Origin of the sequence: Streptomyces sulphureus DSM 40104 (assembly GCF_000381025.1) — a bacterium.
Taxonomy (GTDB): Bacteria; Actinomycetota; Actinomycetes; order Streptomycetales; family Streptomycetaceae; genus Streptomyces; species Streptomyces sulphureus.
Window position 1 is genome coordinate 95,139 of record NZ_KB905828.1, and the last position, 17,429, is coordinate 112,567.

Annotated in this window: 17 protein-coding genes and 1 rRNA gene; 3 read left to right on the top strand and 15 right to left on the bottom strand. The window is 70.9% G+C overall.

The window, feature by feature from the left end; all coding sequences use genetic code 11:
* Position 1 precedes the first annotated feature (1 nt).
* The 6 genes from hemB to F603_RS0129490 form a co-directional block, all read right to left on the bottom strand.
* Entirely contained in the window at positions 2-994 is a 993-nt protein-coding gene (gene hemB, locus F603_RS0129465) for a porphobilinogen synthase (RefSeq protein ID WP_019549525.1), read from the bottom strand.
* Positions 991-2,691 (bottom strand): bifunctional uroporphyrinogen-III C-methyltransferase/uroporphyrinogen-III synthase, encoded by a 1,701-nt coding sequence (locus F603_RS0129470; RefSeq protein WP_019549526.1) that lies wholly within the window; start codon positions 2,689-2,691, stop codon positions 991-993. Before F603_RS0129470 ends, hemB begins: the two co-directional genes overlap by 4 nt.
* Positions 2,688-3,683: a hydroxymethylbilane synthase gene (gene hemC / locus F603_RS0129475; protein WP_019549527.1), complete on the bottom strand. Its 996-nt coding sequence runs from the start codon at positions 3,681-3,683 to the stop codon at positions 2,688-2,690. The genes F603_RS0129470 and hemC overlap by 4 nt, the downstream gene beginning before the upstream one ends.
* Entirely contained in the window at positions 3,680-5,011 is a 1,332-nt protein-coding gene (locus F603_RS0129480) for a glutamyl-tRNA reductase (RefSeq protein ID WP_026328827.1), read from the bottom strand. The genes hemC and F603_RS0129480 overlap by 4 nt, the downstream gene beginning before the upstream one ends.
* Positions 5,008-5,787, bottom strand: coding sequence for a redox-sensing transcriptional repressor Rex (locus F603_RS0129485; RefSeq protein WP_019549529.1), 780 nt, complete (start codon positions 5,785-5,787; stop codon positions 5,008-5,010). The genes F603_RS0129480 and F603_RS0129485 overlap by 4 nt, the downstream gene beginning before the upstream one ends.
* Positions 5,788-6,122: 335 nt before the next feature.
* Entirely contained in the window at positions 6,123-6,359 is a 237-nt protein-coding gene (locus F603_RS0129490) for a glutaredoxin family protein (protein WP_037957352.1), read from the bottom strand.
* A 136-nt stretch (positions 6,360-6,495) separates the two neighbouring features.
* Between F603_RS0129490 and F603_RS0129495 the strand changes: the two genes are divergently transcribed.
* From F603_RS0129495 to F603_RS0129505, 3 genes are all read left to right on the top strand, one after another.
* A complete protein-coding gene (locus tag F603_RS0129495; RefSeq protein WP_019549531.1) occupies positions 6,496-7,440 on the top strand; it encodes an HAD family hydrolase in 945 nt (314 codons plus the stop codon).
* Between the two features lie 426 nt (positions 7,441-7,866).
* Positions 7,867-8,757, top strand: coding sequence for an ECF subfamily RNA polymerase sigma factor, BldN family (locus tag F603_RS0129500; protein ID WP_019549532.1), 891 nt, complete (start codon positions 7,867-7,869; stop codon positions 8,755-8,757).
* 271 nt (positions 8,758-9,028) lie between these two features.
* Complete coding sequence (locus F603_RS0129505; RefSeq protein WP_019549533.1) at positions 9,029-10,261, top strand: DUF5667 domain-containing protein; 1,233 nt, start codon at positions 9,029-9,031, stop codon at positions 10,259-10,261.
* Between the two features lie 27 nt (positions 10,262-10,288).
* On the opposite strand, the gene F603_RS0129510 is transcribed toward F603_RS0129505, so the two are convergent.
* From F603_RS0129510 to rrf, 9 genes are all read right to left on the bottom strand, one after another.
* Positions 10,289-11,392 (bottom strand): lysophospholipid acyltransferase family protein, encoded by a 1,104-nt coding sequence (locus F603_RS0129510; protein WP_026328829.1) that lies wholly within the window; start codon positions 11,390-11,392, stop codon positions 10,289-10,291.
* 13 nt (positions 11,393-11,405) lie between these two features.
* Entirely contained in the window at positions 11,406-12,437 is a 1,032-nt protein-coding gene (locus F603_RS0129515; RefSeq protein WP_019549535.1) for an NAD-dependent epimerase/dehydratase family protein, read from the bottom strand.
* 212 nt (positions 12,438-12,649) lie between these two features.
* Entirely contained in the window at positions 12,650-12,748 is a 99-nt protein-coding gene (locus F603_RS34475; protein WP_003948845.1) for a 30S ribosomal protein bS22, read from the bottom strand.
* Between the two features lie 204 nt (positions 12,749-12,952).
* A complete protein-coding gene (locus F603_RS0129525; protein WP_033196280.1) occupies positions 12,953-13,162 on the bottom strand; it encodes a helix-turn-helix domain-containing protein in 210 nt (69 codons plus the stop codon).
* Complete coding sequence (locus F603_RS36630) at positions 13,120-13,827, bottom strand: phosphatase (protein WP_078503789.1); 708 nt, start codon at positions 13,825-13,827, stop codon at positions 13,120-13,122. Before F603_RS36630 ends, F603_RS0129525 begins: the two co-directional genes overlap by 43 nt.
* Positions 13,828-13,990: 163 nt before the next feature.
* Entirely contained in the window at positions 13,991-15,169 is a 1,179-nt protein-coding gene (locus F603_RS0129530) for an acetoin utilization protein AcuC (RefSeq protein ID WP_019549536.1), read from the bottom strand.
* On the bottom strand, positions 15,138-16,334 hold the full coding sequence (locus F603_RS0129535) for an MFS transporter (protein WP_019549537.1): 1,197 nt from the start codon (positions 16,332-16,334) through the stop codon (positions 15,138-15,140). The genes F603_RS0129530 and F603_RS0129535 overlap by 32 nt, the downstream gene beginning before the upstream one ends.
* 45 nt (positions 16,335-16,379) lie before the next feature.
* Positions 16,380-17,036: an HAD family hydrolase gene (locus tag F603_RS0129540; protein WP_019549538.1), complete on the bottom strand. Its 657-nt coding sequence runs from the start codon at positions 17,034-17,036 to the stop codon at positions 16,380-16,382.
* Between the two features lie 104 nt (positions 17,037-17,140).
* Positions 17,141-17,257 (bottom strand): 5S ribosomal RNA (gene rrf, locus F603_RS0129545).
* Positions 17,258-17,429 lie beyond the last annotated feature (172 nt).

Here is a 17,429-nt window from a genome sequence, read left to right on the forward strand (position 1 = left end):
CTCAGAGCCCCCTGAGCCGTTGGGCCACCTCGGTCGCCCAGTACGTCAGGACGGTGTCGGCCCCCGCGCGCTTGAACCCGGTGAGCGACTCCATGATCGCGGCGTCCCTGTCGACGAGCCCCTGCGCGGCGGCGTTCTCGATCATGGAGTACTCGCCTGAGACCTGGTAGACGGCGAGCGGCACGTCGACGCGCTCCGCGTAGTCCCGCACCACGTCGAGGTACGGCATCCCCGGCTTGACCATCACCATGTCCGCGCCCTCCGCGAGGTCGAGCTCCAGCTCGCGGAAGGACTCACGGCGGTTCGCCGGGTCCTGCTGGTACGTCTTCCGGTCGCCCTCCAGAGAGGAGCCGACCGCCTCGCGGAACGGCCCGAAGAACGCCGACGAGTACTTCGCCGTGTAGGCGAGCACCGCCGTGTCCACGTGCCCCGACTCCTCGAGTGCCGTCCGGACGACGCCGATCTGCCCGTCCATCATGCCGCTCGGGCCGAGGACGTGCGCCCCGGCCTCCGCCTGTACGACGGCCATCTCCGCATAGCGGCGCAGGGTCGCGTCGTTGTCGACGCGGCCCTCGGAGTCGAGCACGCCGCAGTGGCCGTGGTCGGTGAACTCGTCGAGGCACAGGTCGGACATGACGATGAGGTCGTCACCGACCTCGGAGCGCACGTCGCGCAGCGCCTGCTGGAGGATGCCGTCCGGGTCGGTGCCGGCCGAGCCGAAGGCGTCCTTGAACTCGGGGACCCCGAAGAGCATGATCCCGCCGACACCGGCGGAGACCGCCTCGGCGGCCGCCTTCCGCAACGTGTCCCGCGTGTGCTGGACGACGCCGGGCATCGAACCGATCTCCACGGGCTCGTCGATCCCCTCCCTGACGAAGGCGGGGAGGATCAAGTCGCCGGCGTGCAGCCGGTTCTCCGCGACGAGTCGCCGCATCGCGGGGGTGGTACGCAGCCGTCGCGGCCGTACCTCGGGGAACCTTCCCTGCGCTCTCACGAGCGGGACCTCCTTCGCGCCGGGCGCTTCTCACTCGGCCGCTTCACCTGCTCCCCGGCCTCGACGGCCGTCGCCCGGCGCTTGGCGCCGAACTCGGCGAGCGCCTCGGCGAGTCTGTGGACCGAGGGTTCGGGCGAGAGTACATCGACCCGCAGGCCGTGCTCCTCCGCCGTCTTCGCCGTGGCCGGGCCGATGCAGGCGATGACGGTCACGTTGTGCGGCTTCCCCGCGATCCCCACGAGATTCCGCACAGTGCTCGACGAGGTGAAGAGTACCGCGTCGAAACCACCGCCCTTGATGGCCTCCCGCGTCTCGGCAGGCGGCGGCGACGCACGCACAGTGCGGTACGCGGTGACGTCGTCCACCTCCCAGCCGAGCTCGATCAGCCCCGCGACGAGGGTCTCGGTCGCGATGTCGGCACGCGGCAGGAAGACGCGGTCGATCGGATCGAAGACGGGGTCGTACGGCGGCCAGTCCTCCAGGAGCCCGGCGGCCGACTGCTCGCCGCTCGGCACGAGGTCGGGCTTGACCCCGAACTCCACCAACGACTTCGCCGTCTGCTCGCCGACGGCCGCGACCTTGATCCCGGCGAAGGCCCGCGCGTCGAGCCCGTACTCCTCGAACTTCTCGCGCACCGCCTTGACCGCGTTCACCGAGGTGAAGGCGATCCACTCGTACCGGCCCGTGACGAGGCCCTTGACCGCGCGCTCCATCTGCTGCGGCGTGCGCGGCGGTTCGACGGCGATCGTCGGCACCTCGGCCGGTACGGCGCCGTAGGAGCGGAGCTGGTCGGAGAGCGAGGCGGCCTGCTCCCTGGTGCGGGGCACCAGGACCTGCCAGCCGAAGAGCGGCTTCGACTCGAACCAGGCGAGCTGCTCACGCTGCGCCGCCGCGCTCCGCTCACCGACCACGGCTATGACCGGCTGCCCCCCGTCGGCCGCCGGCAGGACCTTCGCGGACTTCAACACCTGGGCGATCGAACCGACGGTCGCGGTGAAGGTGCGCTGCCTCGTGGTGGTGCCGGCGAGCGTCACCGTCAGCGGGGTGTCGGGCTTCCGCCCCCCGGAGACGAGTTCGCCCGCGACGGCGCCGACCCCGTCGAGCGTCGTCGAGACGACGGCGGTCACCTCGCTGGCGCCGACCTCGGTCCAACACCGCTCGTCGGCCGTACGCGCGTCGACGAACCGCACGTCGGTCCCCTCCGCGTCGCGCAGCGGCACCCCCGCGTAGGCGGGGACGCCGACGGCCGGTGTGATGCCGGGGACGACCTCGAACGGGATGCCGTCGGCCGCGAGCGCCAGCATCTCCCGTGCGGCGTCCGAGTCGAACCCGGGATCGCCCTCGACAGCACGGACGACCCGCTTGCCTGCGCGCGCCGCGGCCATGGCAGAATCGGCCGCATCCTCGGCATTCGGGAGGTCACTTCCCTTGCTTGCAGGGGCAGTTGAGGCTGCGTCAGATTCGGCTCGGAGCGGTGTGTCCACCCCCGGCCGGATGTGCGCGGCGACGATGTCGTGCACCCGCGCGTCGGCGACCAGCACGTCGGCCTGCGACAGTGCTTCGACGGCGCGCAGCGTCAGCAGGCCGGGATCACCCGGGCCCGCGCCGAGGAAGGTCACGTGGCCGTGCGCGCCATAGAGGTGCGGGCTGCTGCCTTCCGGGGTGGTACTCGGATTCTGGGCGGCGGTGGGGCTCAAAGTGCTCGCTCCCCCATCAGACCGGCCGCACCCTTGGCGAGCATCTCGTCGGCGAGCTCCCGGCCCATGTGCTGCGGGGCCGAGTCCTCTCCGTCGGACGCCGGTACGGGACCGGTGGTGGACAGCTGCACCAGCGTGGAACCGTCGGTGGTGCCGACGACGCCGCGCAGGCGCAGTTCGGTGACTACCTGCCCCTCGACAAGGAGGTCGGCCAGTGCACCCACGGGTGCGCTGCAACCGGCCTCCAAGGCGGCGAGCAGGGTTCGCTCGGCCGTGACGGCGGCCCGCGTCGGCAGGTCGTCGAGCTCGGCGAGCTGTGCTGCGAGTTGCGCGCTGCTCGCGGCGCACTCCACAGCGAGTGCCCCCTGACCGGGGGCGGGCAGTACTACGTCGGGGGCGATGAGCTCGGTCGCCTCGTCGAGCCGTCCGAGCCGGGACATCCCCGCGGCGGCGAGCACGATCGCGTCGAGCTCGCCGGAGCGCACGTACCCGATCCGGGTGTCGATATTCCCCCGAATCGGAACCGTCTCGATCTCTGCGCCCAACGCGCGTGCCCACGCGTTGAGTTGGGCCATACGCCGGGGCGACCCCGTGCCGATGCGCGGCACCCCGCCGCTCTCCAGGAGCCCCCGGAAGTCGAGCCCGTCCCGCGCGATGAGCGCGTCCCTCGGGTCCGCGCGCAGCGGCACGGCGGCGAGCCTGAGGTTCTCGGGCTGGGTCGTCGGGAGGTCCTTGAGCGAGTGGACGGCGAAGTCGATCTCGCCGTCGAGCAGCGCATCGCGCAGCGCGTTGACGAAGACACCCGTTCCGCCGATCTGCGCGAGCTGCTCGCGGCTGGTGTCGCCGTAGGTGGTGATCTCGACGAGCTCGACGGCCCGCCCCGTGAGCGTCCGCACCTGCTCGGCGACGAGCCCGGACTGCGCCATGGCGAGTTTGCTGCGGCGCGTACCCAGCCTGAGCGGGGATCGGGTGGTCTGGACGGCGTCGGTCATTGCCGCTCCTGTTCGGGATTGCTGACGGCGGCGACCGTCTGCGGGTCGAGGTCGAAGAGTTCACGCAGCGCGTCCGCGTAGCCGGCTCCGCCCGGCTCGCCCGCGAGCTGCTTCACCCGCACCGTCGGGGCGTGCAGGAGCTTGTCGACGACGCGGCGCACGGTCTGCGTGATCTCCGCGCGCTGCTTGTCGTCGAGCCCGTGCAACCGCCCCTCCAGGCGGGTCATTTCGGAGGTGACGACGTCCGCCGCCATGGCGCGCAGCGCCACCACGGTGGGGGTGATCGTCGCAGCGCGCTGTGCGGCGCCGAAGGCGGCGACCTCCTCGCCGACGATGTTCCGGACGGCGTCGACGTCGGCGGCCATCGGCGCGTCCGCCTCGGCCTCGGCGAGCGTCTCGATGTCCACCAGCCCGACGCCGTCGATCCCGTGGACGGCGGCATCGACGTCCCTCGGCATGGCGAGGTCGAGGATGCCGGGCTCCGTGACCGGGCCGCGGAACGCCAGCGCCTCCCCCACGGCTTCGGCGGTGAGGACGAGCCCTGTGGCGCCGGTGCAGGAGACGACGATGTCGGCGTAGGGCATCTCGCGCGGCACCTCGTCGACGGAGACGGCGGCCGCCTTCACGCCCGTGGTCTCCGCGAGGCTCTCGGCGAGCCGCTCGGCGCGGCCCACGGTCCTGTTGGCGATCACCAGTTCGGCCACGCCTTCCCGTGCGAGCGTCGTGGCCGCGAGCGACGACATCGAGCCGGCGCCGATCACCAGCGCCCGCTTCCCCTCGGCCCACCCGGCCAACTCCGGCGCACCGGCGAGCTGCTGGAGCCCGAAGGTGACGAGCGACTGCCCGGCTCTGTCGATCCCCGTCTCGGTGTGCGCCCGCTTGCCGACGCGGAGCGCCTGCTGGAAGAGGTCGTTGAGCAGCCGTCCCGCGGTGTGCTGCTGCTGCGCGAGCGCCAGCCCGTCCTTGATCTGCGCGAGGATCTGGCCCTCGCCGACGACCATCGAGTCGAGCCCGCAGGCCACCGAGAAGAGGTGGTGGACGGCGCGGTCCTCGTAGTGGACGTAGAGGTAGGGGGTGAGCTCCTCCAGGTCGACGCCGCTGTACTCGGCGAGCAGCGTGGAGAGTTCGGCGACACCGGCGTGGAACTTCTCCACGTCGGCGTAGAGCTCGATCCGGTTGCACGTGGAGAGGACGGCGGCCTCGGCTGCGGGCTCGCTGCCCACCACGGCGCCGAGCAGCCCTCCGCGCACCTCGGCGGCGAGCGCCGCGCGCTCCAGCACGCTCACCGGCGCGCTGCGATGGCTCAGACCTACGACGAGCAGACTCATGCCGGCATCACGGCGGGCAGGTCCCCGTCAGGTCCGGAGTCGGTGCGCTTGGTGACGGAAGCAGCGGGCGGCGCGGCCGGCGGCGCCGTGTCCTCCTCGGCCGGCACGTCCTCACCCGCCTTGCGCTGCTCGTGAAAGGCGAGGATCTGGAGCTCTATGGAGAGGTCGACCTTGCGGACGTCGACCCCCTCGGGCACCGACAGCACGGTCGGCGCGAAGTTGAGGATGGAGGTGATCCCGGCGGCGACGAGGCGGTCGCAGACCTGCTGCGCGGCGCCGGCCGGGGTGGCGATCACGCCGATCGAGACGCCGTTGTCGTCGACGACCTTCTCCAACTCGTCCGTGTGCTGCACACCGATACCGGCGACCGGCTTCCCGCTCAGCGAGGGGTCGGCGTCGATCAGGGCGGCGACGCGGAACCCGCGGGAGGCGAACCCCCCGTAATTGGCGAGCGCGGCACCGAGGTTGCCGATACCGACGATGACGACGGGCCAGTCCTGGGTGAGCCCCAACTCGCGGGAGATCTGGTAGACGAGGTACTCGACGTCGTAGCCGACGCCCCTCGTCCCGTAGGAGCCGAGGTAGGAGAAATCCTTGCGCAGCTTGGCCGAGTTGACGCCGGCGGCGCTCGCCAGCTCCTCGGAGGAGACCGTCGGCACCGAGCGCTCGGAGAGCGCGGTGAGCGCCCGCAGATACAGCGGAAGGCGGGCGACGGTGGCCTCGGGGATGCCTCGGCTGCGGCTCGTCGCCGGTCGGTGGTTTCGGCCAGTTGCCACGTTGCTCCTGCCGTTTGCGCGAAGCGGTGAGCGGTCCTCCGCGAGGCTTTTGCCCTGACCGCTCCGTCGCGCCCAGGCTATGCCTTTGTGAACGCGTGCACAAAGATGGTGTCCGCTTTGTCCCGGCAACGTGACCGGAGCCACAAACGCCAACAGGGACACGCGGACACACTCCTCACGTATACGCCCCCGGACGGCAAAACGACCTCGATGGTAATCGAATCCGGCTCGAATCCCGACCACGAACGACCGCACCCCGGACCGTGAAAGCCGACCCCAACTCCCGCCGCACGCACCGCGTCCGGCCGCTCACCGAGCGTCCGTCCGCGACCGCGCTAGCCGACGAGCGCCCGCCGCAGCCGCTCCGGATCGACGCGCCAGAAGTCGTGCTGCTCCCCGTCTACGAGGACGACCGGAATCTGCTCCCAGTACTTCCGGTACAGCTCCTCGTCCTTGTTGATGTCGCGCTCCTCCCACTCGGCAGCGGTCTCCTCGCAGACCCGCGCCACCACGTCGCGCGCCACCTCGCACAGGTGGCACCCCGGCTTCCCGATCAACGTCACTTTTCGCATACGCCCATTCTCCCGTCGCGCGACCGGTGCCAGGCGCCGAACGCCCGTCCGCTCGCGCACCGCGAACCGCTCGCCGCACACCCGCAGGACGTCCGGCCGTAACAGGCGCGGTCCGCGGTATGGCTATGCTCGCCACATGCCCCTTCCCGCATGGCTCTCCCCACGCAAGCGCTCCGCGACCGCGCGGAGCGTGCTGGCAGGCGAGGCGGCCGCGGAGGCGGCGCGGAAACAGGAGCAGGCCGAACAGGAGGAGCTGGCGCGGGAGTCCGCAGCCGCCGAGGAGCACGAGGAGCAGTTCCCGGTCAGCGGTGACCCCCTCGCCGCGGCCTTCTTCGACCTCGACAACACCGTCATGCAGGGCGCCGCCCTGTTCCACTTCGGCCGCGGCCTCTACAAGAGGAACTTCTTCCAGACCCGCGAACTGACCCGGTTCGCCTGGCAGCAGGCGTACTTCAGGCTCGCAGGCACCGAGAACAGCGGCCACATGGAGGAGGCTCGCGACAGCGCGCTCTCGATCGTCAAGGGCCACCGCGTCGCGGAGCTGATGTCGATCGGCGAGGAGATCTACGACGAGTACATGGCCGGCCGCATCTGGCCCGGCACCCGCTCCCTCGCGCAGGCGCACCTCGACGCCGGCCAGAAGGTCTGGCTCGTCACCGCGGCCCCCGTCGAGGCTGCGACGATCATCGCCAGGCGCCTCGGCCTGACGGGGGCGCTCGGCACCGTCGCCGAGTCCGTCGGCGGCGTCTACACCGGGCGACTCGTCGGCGAACCGCTGCACGGCCCGGCGAAGGCGGAGGCGGTCCGCGCGCTCGCCGCGGCCGAGAGCCTCGACCTCGACAGGTGCGCCGCCTACAGCGACTCGGCCAACGACATCCCGATGCTCTCCCTCGTCGGCCACCCGTACGCGATCAACCCGGACACCCGACTCCGGGAGCACGCACGGGAGATGGGCTGGCGGCTGCGGGACTACCGCACCGGGCGCAAGGCGGCGAAGGTCGGCATCCCGGCCGCCGCCGGCGTCGGCGCGGTCGCAGGAGGCGCGGTCGCAGCGGTCGCGCTCCAGCGCCGCCGCCGCTGAACTCCTGCCCCTGCCCCGCGCGTCACCGGCGCTCCACCCGCACCGCACGCCGCTGCGCACGTCCGCGCGCGAGGAAGCCGCCGCAGCGCGACCGTCACGGAGCGCGCCCGGGCGAGGGCCGAACTCGTCTTGTTACCCCGTACCGCGGCGACCAGTCCTCCGGAAGCGCCGCGGAGGGAGGGTCGTCACAGAACGCCCCTGAAGCGACAGAACCTGTCTCAAAACTGATCAGTTTCTCGTCTGCATTCCCCTAGAGCTCTGACCCCAACTCATAACAGACCAAACCGAATCGACGATTTCAACAACTAGGGGTAGTGCCGCCTTTACGAAGCGTTATTCTCCTCAGACGCAATTCGGTACCCATCCGTCCACACGGGCGAACGGTCCCGCACTGCACGTGATGGAAGCTCTGCCTCTGGGAGTCCCGTGTACCCACACGTCGGGGTTGACGCCTCGGGCCTGGCTACGCTGCGCACGACAGTCGTCGACCAACTGCGTGCATTCGTCCCCACCGCGTACGCCGTCCCGGCCCTGGCCGCCGCAGCCGCACCACCCGCACCTGTCCCCGCAGGCCCCCGATACGCCCTCGCCGACAGCGCACAGGGCACACAGGGAGCCGCCACCCAACCGACCGACCACGCCACCGCCAACGCCACCGCCGAAGCAGCGAGCCCCGGCACCGGCACCGCGGTGAGCGCACATCCGCCGACCGCCGCCCGCCGCCGCGGCCGCGCCGCCGCGAGCAGGCGCACCCCGGCCCAGGACGCCGACAGCCGCCGCATGATGGAGCTCGTCGAACGGGCCCAGTCCGGCGAGGCGGAAGCGTTCGGCCGGCTCTACGACCAGTACAGCGACACCGTCTACCGCTACATCTACTACCGCGTCGGCGGCCGGGCCACGGCCGAAGACCTCACCAGCGAGACCTTCCTGCGCGCACTGCGCCGGATCAGCACCTTCACCTGGCAGGGCAGGGACTTCGGCGCCTGGCTCGTCACCATCGCGAGGAACCTCGTGGCCGACCACTTCAAGTCCAGCCGTTTCCGTCTGGAAGTGACGACGGGCGAGATGCTCGACGCCAACGAGGTCGAGCGCTCGCCAGAGGAGTCCGTCCTCGAATCACTCTCCAACGCCTCCTTGCTCCAGGCCGTCCGTAGACTCAACCCCCAGCAACAGGAATGCGTCACGCTCCGTTTTCTCCAGGGCCTCTCGGTGGCCGAGACGGCGCGGATCATGCACAAGAACGAGGGCGCGATCAAAACCCTCCAGTACCGCGCCGTCCGCACCCTGGCGCGGCTGCTCCCGGACGACGTCCGCTGAGCACTCCCCGCCGCACCCGTAGGGCCCAACTTCCTTTCGCCGACCGCGGTTTGAGCTCCGGAGCCGATACGCTCCGGAGGGCCGCGGGCACCCGCGGTCACATCATCGTGGTTCCGTAACCCGACTGCTCCGCCGCTCGTTGTGGGGGTTGCAGACTCCCCGCAGCCGCGGCACGCCCCTCGCGCGCCCCACCGGAGCGCGTTCGGCTCGGCCGCACAACCACCCCTGTCTCGCGGGGAGTCGACCGTGTCGACGAGAGGAGGTGCCGCCTGTGATCGGATCGACCTCGACGGGCCGCCGGGCCCTCGCCTTCGCCGATGCCCTGGAGCGCGAGCTCACCGAGGGCACGGCGGTCGGCGAGGCCGGGCCCGGCACCGATGGTCCGGCGGCGCAGCAGTCCACCGCCGAGAGCCTGTCCCCCGGTCCGGACGGCGGCGTTCCGCTCGCCGTGGCGGCCCGTCTCGCCTCCGTCCCCCGGCCCGAGTTGGCCGAGGACGTCAAGGAGACCCAGCGCGCCGGCCTCGTCGCTGCGATGGAACGTGCCTACGCCGAGGCACCGGAGCCGTCCCTCCCCGCACAGCGCGACGCCCGCCCCGAGCCCGGCGGAGGCCCGCTCCACCGGCTGCGCCCCAAGTCCCGCTGGGGCAAAGGGATCGCGGTGGGCGGCCTCGGGCTCACCGTGGCCGCCGGCACGCTCGGCGGCGTCGCCGCCGCCAGCACCGGAGCGCTCCCCGGCGATTCGCTCTACGGGGTGAAGCGCGGGATGGAGGACCTCCGCCTCGACCTCGCAAGGGACGACGCCGCCCGCGGCGCCCTCCTCCTCGACCACGCCTCCACACGCCTGCACGAGGCCCAACGCCTCCTCGAACGCGACCGCAGCGGCCCCCTCGACGACTCCTCCGTCACCGAGATCCGCAGCGCCCTCTCCGGCATGCACGAGGAGGCGAAGGAGGGCCACCACCTCCTCAGCTCCGCCTACCGCCGGGACGGCGACATCGCCCGCATCCGCTCCCTCTCCGCCTTCGCGGGCCAGCACCGCTCGGGCTGGGCCCGCGTCGAAGAGCGCCTCCCGCAGCAACTCAGCGACGTGAGCAGGGAGGTGAACTCCGTCTTCGACGCCATGGACGATGAGGTCCGCCCCCTGCGCTCCCTCCTCCCGCGCGAGGACGACCACGCACCCCCCGAGCACAGGCGCGGCACAGGCGACCGCACAGGCGAAGAAGCGCCCTCCCCGCCGCCGACCCCTCGCTCCTCCGACGATGCAGGCGGCCGCACAGGGGACCACGGCGAAGCCGAAGAGCCTTCCCCCACCGACGGCTCCGGGCACGAGGAGGGCCTGCTCGGCGGCCCGGGCGTCCTCGTCCCCGACCGCGACGAGGACGACGAGTCCCCGTCCCAGCAGGAGCCCCGGCCCGAAGGCCCGTCGGGCCCCGCCCCCGAACTCACCGTCCCGCCGATCCTCCCCGACGTGCTCCCGGGGCTCGGTCTCGGCGACAAGGAGTAGCGCGGCGCGCGAAGAGCCGCCGCCGGCTCAGAAGAAGACCGAGCGGCGGCCCACGAGCAGCTTGTAGAGCGTGTGTTGGATCGTCTCGCGCACCTGGTCGGTGAGGTTGAACAGCAGCATCGGGTCCTCCGCCGCCTCGGGCGCGTACCCGTCGGTGGGGAGCGGCTCCCCGAACTGGATCGTCCACTTCGTCGGCAGCGGTACCGCGCCCAGCGGTCCGAGCCAGGGGAAGGTCGGCGTCACCGGAAAGTACGGGACGCCGAGCAGCCGTGCGAGCGTACGGGAGTTGCCCACCATCGGGTAGATCTCCTCCGCACCCACCACCGAGCACGGCACGATGGGCGCGCCCGTCCGCAACGCCGTGGAGACGAAGCCGCCCCGCCCGAACCTCTGCAGCTTGTACCGCTCGGCGAACGGCTTCCCCAGCCCCTTGAACCCCTCGGGCATCACACCGACGAGTTCGCCGCGCTCCAGAAGCGCCCCTGCGTCCTCGGCACAGGCGAGCGTGTGCCCCGCCTTGCGCGCCAACTCCCCGACGACGGGCAGCACGAAGACGAGGTCGGCACCGAGGAGCCGCAGCGTGCGATCGGCCGGATGGTGGTCGTGGACGGCGACCTGGAGCATGAGCCCGTCGAGCGGCAGCGTCCCCGAGTGGTTGGAGACGATCAGCGCTGCGCCCTCGTCCGGTATGTTCTCCAGGCCGCGCACCTCGACGCGGAAGTACTTCTCGTACAGGGGGCGCAGGAGCGACATCAGCACCTGGTCGGTGAGTTCGCGGTCGTAGCCGAAGTCGTCGACCTCGTACTCGCCGGTGAGCCGCCGCCGCAGGAAGGCGAGCCCGTGCGCGGCGCGGTCCTCCCAGTCGGAGCCGAGCAGCCGCTCGAGCATGCTCGGTTCTGACACTTCGGTTGCGGGCGTCGCCTCTCCCCGCCCCTCGTTCGGGGGAACGGGTTCTCCTTCCGAACGTGACTGCTCCGGCACGGACTTGAGCGGACCTTCGCCGGGAGTCGACCGCCGCGTGGACGTGCCGCTCCCCCTCTCGCCCCCTTCGGTGCGCATGCGACGCTCCCGCCCCGTACCGCGGCCCCGACCGCGGTCGTCGTCGAACGGAATCACCTTCGCATCAGCCACTTCGACGCACCTCCTACCCCTCCTTGCGCCCGGGCAGCAGCCCGGCGAACAGGTCCACGGCACCGGCCAGCCGCTGCGGCGGAACCGGTCCGGACCCTCGCCTCCGCAGGAACGCCTCCAACACCTCGGCCGTGCTCCGCCGCGCGGTGAAGCCGAGCACCTCCCGCGCGTGCCCCGTCGCCACCGCGCCCCCGTGCGTCAGCACGTCGACGAGCTCCGCCGGCAGATCGGGCGCTCCGGCGGCACGCAGTGCGGCGCCCGACCACCCCAGCGCCGGAAGCGGCAGCGGCAGCGTCGGACGCCCCAACCGGCGTGCGCACTGCGAGAGAAGGAGCACGCCGTCACCGGCGATGTTGAACGTCCCCGCGGGCCCGTCGGGTGCGAGTACCCGGTGGAGCGCGCCGAGCACGTCCTCTTCGTGCACGAACTGGAGCCGCGGATCGTGCCCGAGCACCGTCGGAAGGACGGGCAGCGAGAAGTAGCCGGCGAGCGGGGCCTCCCGAGCCGACCCCAACTCGTGGGCGAAACGCAGCACCGAGACCGCGACGTCGGGCCTGCGCCGCGCGAACCCGCGGACGTACCCTTCCGCCTCGACCGCGTCCCTGGCGAACCCGCCGCGCGGCAGGGCCCTCGAGCGCATCGTCTCGTCGAAGAGCGCGGGGTCACGCGGCGCCGAACCGTAGACGCCCGTGGTCGACTTCACGACGAGCCGCCGCAGTGCCGGCGCCTTCTGGCACGCTCCGAGTAGCTGCATCGTCCCGATGACGTTGGTCTCCTTGACCGCGGTGCGCGAACGCCCGAGCGGCGACGGCGTCCCCTGCAAATCCAGGTGGACGACGGTGTCGACGCCGTGCCCAGCGAGCACGCCGGCGATCGCGGGCTGCCGTATGTCGAGCCGGACGAACTCCGCGGCCCCGAGCGGATGTACGGGCTGCCGCAGGTCGACGGCGACGACCCGCTCCACCTCTTCCGAGTCCTGGAGACTGCGGATGAAGGCACCGGCGCTCGCACGTGCCGCCCCGGTGACGAGTACGACCCTGCCCAAGGCCCCTCCCTGAAGGCTGCTCCCTGGTCCCCACCGACGCGGCGCCACGCCCTCACAGGCGCCCGCCGGGTGCGCCCACGGTACCGATCGGGTGTGGCACCCCGGTGACGGAAGGCGTCTGCGGGCGGACTTCCCCCTGGAGCGACGAACGCCGCCCTCCCCGACACCGAGCGGTGCGGGAAAGGGCGGCGATCAACGACGTCGGTGCGCGCTCACTTCTTGTTGCGACGCTGCACGCGCGTGCGCTTCAGCAGCTTGCGGTGCTTCTTCTTCGCCATCCGCTTGCGCCGCTTCTTGATGACAGAACCCACGACAACCCTCGCTCACGCGATGCGACCCCGCCTCATGGGCGGGGGCGACTCATTTCGAATCACTCGGTGCGGGGCGTCCGAGCCCACACGACCTACACAGGGCCAGCCTACCCGGCACCGGGGAGTGCTCGTTAACCGAGGGTCGCCGGAGGAACGGGTGCGGTCCGGCTGACCGCACCCGCACTCTGCGAGCGCCGCTGAACGTCAGGCGCTCTCCACCCCCACGTAGGACTCCTGGAGGTACTCGTGCACGGCCTTTTCCGGAACCCGGAAGGACCGGCCGACCCTGATCGCAGGCAGATGACCGCTGTGCACCAAGCGGTACACGGTCATCTTGGAGACTCGCATCACCGAGGCGACTTCCGCCACGGTCAGGAACACGACCTCGTTGAGAGGTCCCTTACCAGCAGCCATGTCACACCTGAACCTTCCGCACATGTCGGGCACCGGCTTCCCCTCCGGTGACTCCTGGTCGCATGTGCGCTCCTCCCCAGATTAGGGGCGGGTGATGCAAGTGGTGAAGAGGAGTAGCGTTCAGCACGCTTCTGGGACAGACACGCTCGATTGAGTACATAGCGAGTAAGCGCACGGTAGTAACCGAACCGCACCGCGTCATCAACCGGAACCGGCACACGCCCCGCACCCGCCCACCGCCCGACCGACTCCCGCTCTTCCCCTACCCTTGCCCGGCCCTCCGCCAACCGGCTCCGACCAGCGAGTTTTCCACGTGCACCGCTCTGAACTCCCACCGGACGAGGGCGAGTTGCCACCGCGCTCCGGGAACTTCCCCGCCACGAACAGGAGGCTTCCGACGCGCCCGTACCGCACCGCGTCGTACCGCCCCCGGGTCCCCGCCGAGCCCGCACCGGGACTCTCCGTGCGTAGCTCCGGTTGTACGGGCGTACTCGGAATCGGGTCGTTATGTCGACACGTCTGCCCGTCGCTGATCCTAGTACACCGCAGCAGAGTGCCGAGGACGATGAGTCCCATGTGGCGTAGCGGCCCGGGAGTCGACGCGCGTGCCCGCTCCGCCCCGCGTCCCACGCCGCTCGCCGCTCGCCGCACACGAGCCCGCGCACCGGGCTTCACCGTCGCAACGGCCCGACGCCGGAGGCTCGTTGCCGGTCACTTTCCCCGGATCGGGTGACGCACCACACCGGCGAACATCCCAACTCGACGGGTCCGCCGCCACGTTCGCAGCTCCACTCCAGCCCGCGCCGAGGCCCCGTTCAACAGCCGCGCCTACGGCAGGAGTCCGTGCGCGGGAAAAACGGCCCGCCGCACCCGCACCACGGCCCGATCGAGCGCCTCCGCCGGGTCGTACCCCGACTCCCAACTCCGCCAGGTGACTTCGACACCGTCGGTCATCCGGCGCGGCTCAAGCACCTCACCGGTCCGCGCGTACACCTCGGCAAGCCAGTCGGCCGGCACCTCGGTCCCCGGCTCGACGGGCGCACCCGCGGCCAGCCCCACCAGATGCGTCCAGGTCCGCGGCACCACCTCCACGACCGCGTACCCTCCGCCGCCGAGCGCGAGCCACCTGCCTCCGGCGAACTCGTGGGCCCAGCCGTGGCACGACTCGGCCGCAGCCCGTTGTGCGTCCACGCTCACGCCCAGGTGAGCCAGCGGGTCGTCGACGTGGGTGTCCGCACCGTGCTGCGTCACCAGCACCTCCGGAGCGAAAGCCCGGAGCAGCTCCGGCACCACCGCGTGCATCGCGCGCAGCCATCCGGCGTCCGAAGTCCCCGCAGGCAGCGGCAGGTTGATGGACGTGCCCTCCGCGTTGGCGCCACCGGTCTCCTCCGGCCAGCCCGTGCCGGGGAAGAGCGTGCCGGGGTCCTCGTGGACGGAGATCGTCAGCACCCGGGGGTCGTCCCAGAACGCAGCTTGCACACCGTCCCCGTGGTGCACGTCGGTGTCGACGTACGCCACGCGCTCGGCGCCCATCTCCAGCAGACGCGCGACCGCGAGAGCCGCATCGTTGTACACGCAGAACCCCGAGGCGCCGCCCGGCATCGCGTGGTGGAGGCCGCCGCTGAAGTTCACCGCGTGCTCGGCCTCCCCTCGCCATACCGCTTCCGCCGCGGCGACCGACATCCCCGCGATCAGCGCCGAGGCGTCGTGCATACCGGGGAAGGCCGGATCGTCGATCGTCCCGAGGCCGTACTCTCCGCGGGCCGACGCGGGATCGGCCGCCGCCTTGCGCACCGCGTCGATATAGTCCTGCCGGTGCACGAGCCGCAGCGTCGAGTCACCGGCCGCCGGCACCGAGCGCACCCGCAACTCCGGGGCGCGGGGCAGGACCAGGGCCTCCGCGAGACGCATCGTCAGGGCGAGCCGGACGGGGTCCATCGGATGTCCCGGACCGAAGTCGTAGGCGGTGACCGCCTCATTCCACATCAGCTGCGCGCGACCGCTCATGCCGCTCACCGTATCCGCCGCCCACTCCCTCGAACGAGCGCGCGTACCCCAATGTCACCAGTACGAGCACCATCGGGATCAGCATCGCGCCGCGATAGCTCCACACGTCCCCGACGGCCCCCACCAACGGCGAACCGACGAGGAAACCCACGTAGTTGAAGATGTTCAACCGTGCCACCGCGGCGTCCGAGGCCCCGGGGAAGAGCCTGCCCGCTGCTGCGAACGTCTGCGGCACGAGCACGCAGAGGCCCAGCCCCAGCGCAGTGAACCCGGCCATCCCAGCCCAGGCACCCGGGGCTCCCGCCACCACCGCGAACCCCAGCGCGGCCAGAACCGTCCCCGCACGCACGACAGCCACCGCGCCGAAACGCCGCACCCCGAGGTCCCCGACCGCGCGGCCCAGCAGCGTCGTCACCATGTAGACGTTGTAGGGCACCGTGGCCAACTGCTCGGAACCCCCGAGCACGTCGTGCAGGTACTTGGCGCTCCAGTTGGAGACGGTCGAGTCACCGATGTACGCGAACGACATCACGAAGCAGAGCGGCAGCAGCAGCCGCATCCCCGGCCCGACGCCCTCGGGCTGCGTAACCGGAGCATCCTCAGCAGGAGCGTCCCGGTACCACCGGCTCGCCACCAACGCAGCCGGCACGGCCACGAGCACCACGGGCCCGTACAACTCCGCCAGCCCCCACGCCCAGTGGGCCCCGCACCACGCCAACGAAGCGCCCACGATCCCGCCAAGACTGTAGGCAGCGTGGAACCCCAGCATGATGCTTCGCCCGTACTCGCGCTGCAAGCTGACACCGAGCATGTTCATCGACGCATCGAGAGCACCCACGAAGAGCCCGAACGCGCCGAGTACGAGGCACAGTTGCACGAGCCCGTCGAACGCGCCGACCCCCAGCAGCGCCAGCCCCACGACCGGCTGCGCCCACCGCAGCACGACGCTCGGCCGCACCCTCCGCACAACCCGCTCGGTGCAGACGCTCCCCACCCCGGCCAACACCGGCACCGCAGCAAGAAAGGCCGGCAACACGGCGTCCGACAGCTCGTACCGATCCTGCACCGCAGGGATACGCGTCACCAGAAGAGCAAAAACGACGCCCTGCGCGAAGAAGGCAACAGCAAGGGATATCCGCCCACGAGAGCGCCGCGTACGTGACATGAACGCACCCTAGAAGCGGGAGTGGTTCACCGACAGATGTAGCGCTCACTCACTTTCGAGCCCCAACAGCCCAGGCAGCTCGGCCATTTCGGAGAAACACGCCCTGGCCCCGCCCAACCGCTCCCTCGGCGTCATCGCACAGAACCCGAGAACGTCCATCCCGGCCGCCCGCGCAGCCTGCACCCCCGCAGGACTGTCCTCGACGACGACGCACTCCTCGGCCTTCACCCCGCGCACAGCGGCCGCATGCAGAAACAGGTCGGGCGCCGGCTTACCCCGCCCCACATCGTCCGCACTGAACAGCGCCCCCCGGGAAAAGAACCTTTCCAGCCCCGTCTTCCGCAGCGCGACCCGTATCCGCTCGTGACTCCCCGACGACGCCAGACAGTACTCGACGCCGGCCTCGCGGAGGGCCAGCAGAACCTCGGCCGCCCCGTCCACCGGCTCCAGTTCCTCGCGGAACGCCTCGAAGACCCGCCCGTGGAACACCTCGTCGAAGTCGGCCGGGAGCTCACGCCCGCTCCGCTCCCGAATCGAGTCGTGGATGCTGTGCACCGCCGATCCCATGTACCGCTCGATCGATTCCTCGTAGCTGGTCGGATGCCCCAGCTCACTCAGGTACTCGGCGAGAATGCGATTCGATATCGGCTCGCTGTCGACGAGCACCCCGTCGTTGTCGAAGACCACCAGCTCACAACCCATACCGGCACCCTACGAGAACCGGCGGCCCAGAAAAATGTGCACAAACGAAAAAGGCCCCTGGCCTCCAGCGTCTGAACGCTGGGGGCCAGGGGCCTTTAATGGTAGTTCGGCGGTGTCCTACTCTCCCACACACTCCCGTATGCAGTACCATCGGCGCAGAAAGGCTTAGCTACCGGGTTCGAAATGTGACCGGGCGTTTCCCCAACGCTATAACCACCGAAACACACACAACACCAACACACCCAACCCCCCACAACAGGGGGCCGGTATGTGCTGTTCGTTGTTTCAGAACTGCACAGTGGACGCGAAGCCTCTATGGACAAGCCCTCGGCCTATTAGTACCGGTCAACTCCACCCCTCACAGGGCTTCCATACCCGGCCTATCAACCCAGT

Excerpts from the sequence above, each read along its gene's own strand:
- hemC (WP_019549527.1), bottom strand. The coding sequence starts at position 3,683 with ATGACCGACGCCGTCCAGACCACCCGATCCCCGCTCAGGCTGGGTACG.
- F603_RS0129480 (WP_026328827.1), bottom strand. The coding sequence starts at position 5,011 with ATGAGTCTGCTCGTCGTAGGTCTGAGCCATCGCAGCGCGCCGGTGAGC.
- F603_RS0129490 (WP_037957352.1), bottom strand. The coding sequence starts at position 6,359 with ATGCGAAAAGTGACGTTGATCGGGAAGCCGGGGTGCCACCTGTGCGAG.
- F603_RS0129495 (WP_019549531.1), top strand. The coding sequence starts at position 6,496 with ATGCCCCTTCCCGCATGGCTCTCCCCACGCAAGCGCTCCGCGACCGCG.
- F603_RS0129525 (WP_033196280.1), bottom strand. The coding sequence starts at position 13,162 with ATGGCTGCTGGTAAGGGACCTCTCAACGAGGTCGTGTTCCTGACCGTG.
- F603_RS0129530 (WP_019549536.1), bottom strand. The coding sequence starts at position 15,169 with ATGAGCGGTCGCGCGCAGCTGATGTGGAATGAGGCGGTCACCGCCTAC.
- F603_RS0129535 (WP_019549537.1), bottom strand. The coding sequence starts at position 16,334 with ATGTCACGTACGCGGCGCTCTCGTGGGCGGATATCCCTTGCTGTTGCC.
- F603_RS0129540 (WP_019549538.1), bottom strand. The coding sequence starts at position 17,036 with ATGGGTTGTGAGCTGGTGGTCTTCGACAACGACGGGGTGCTCGTCGAC.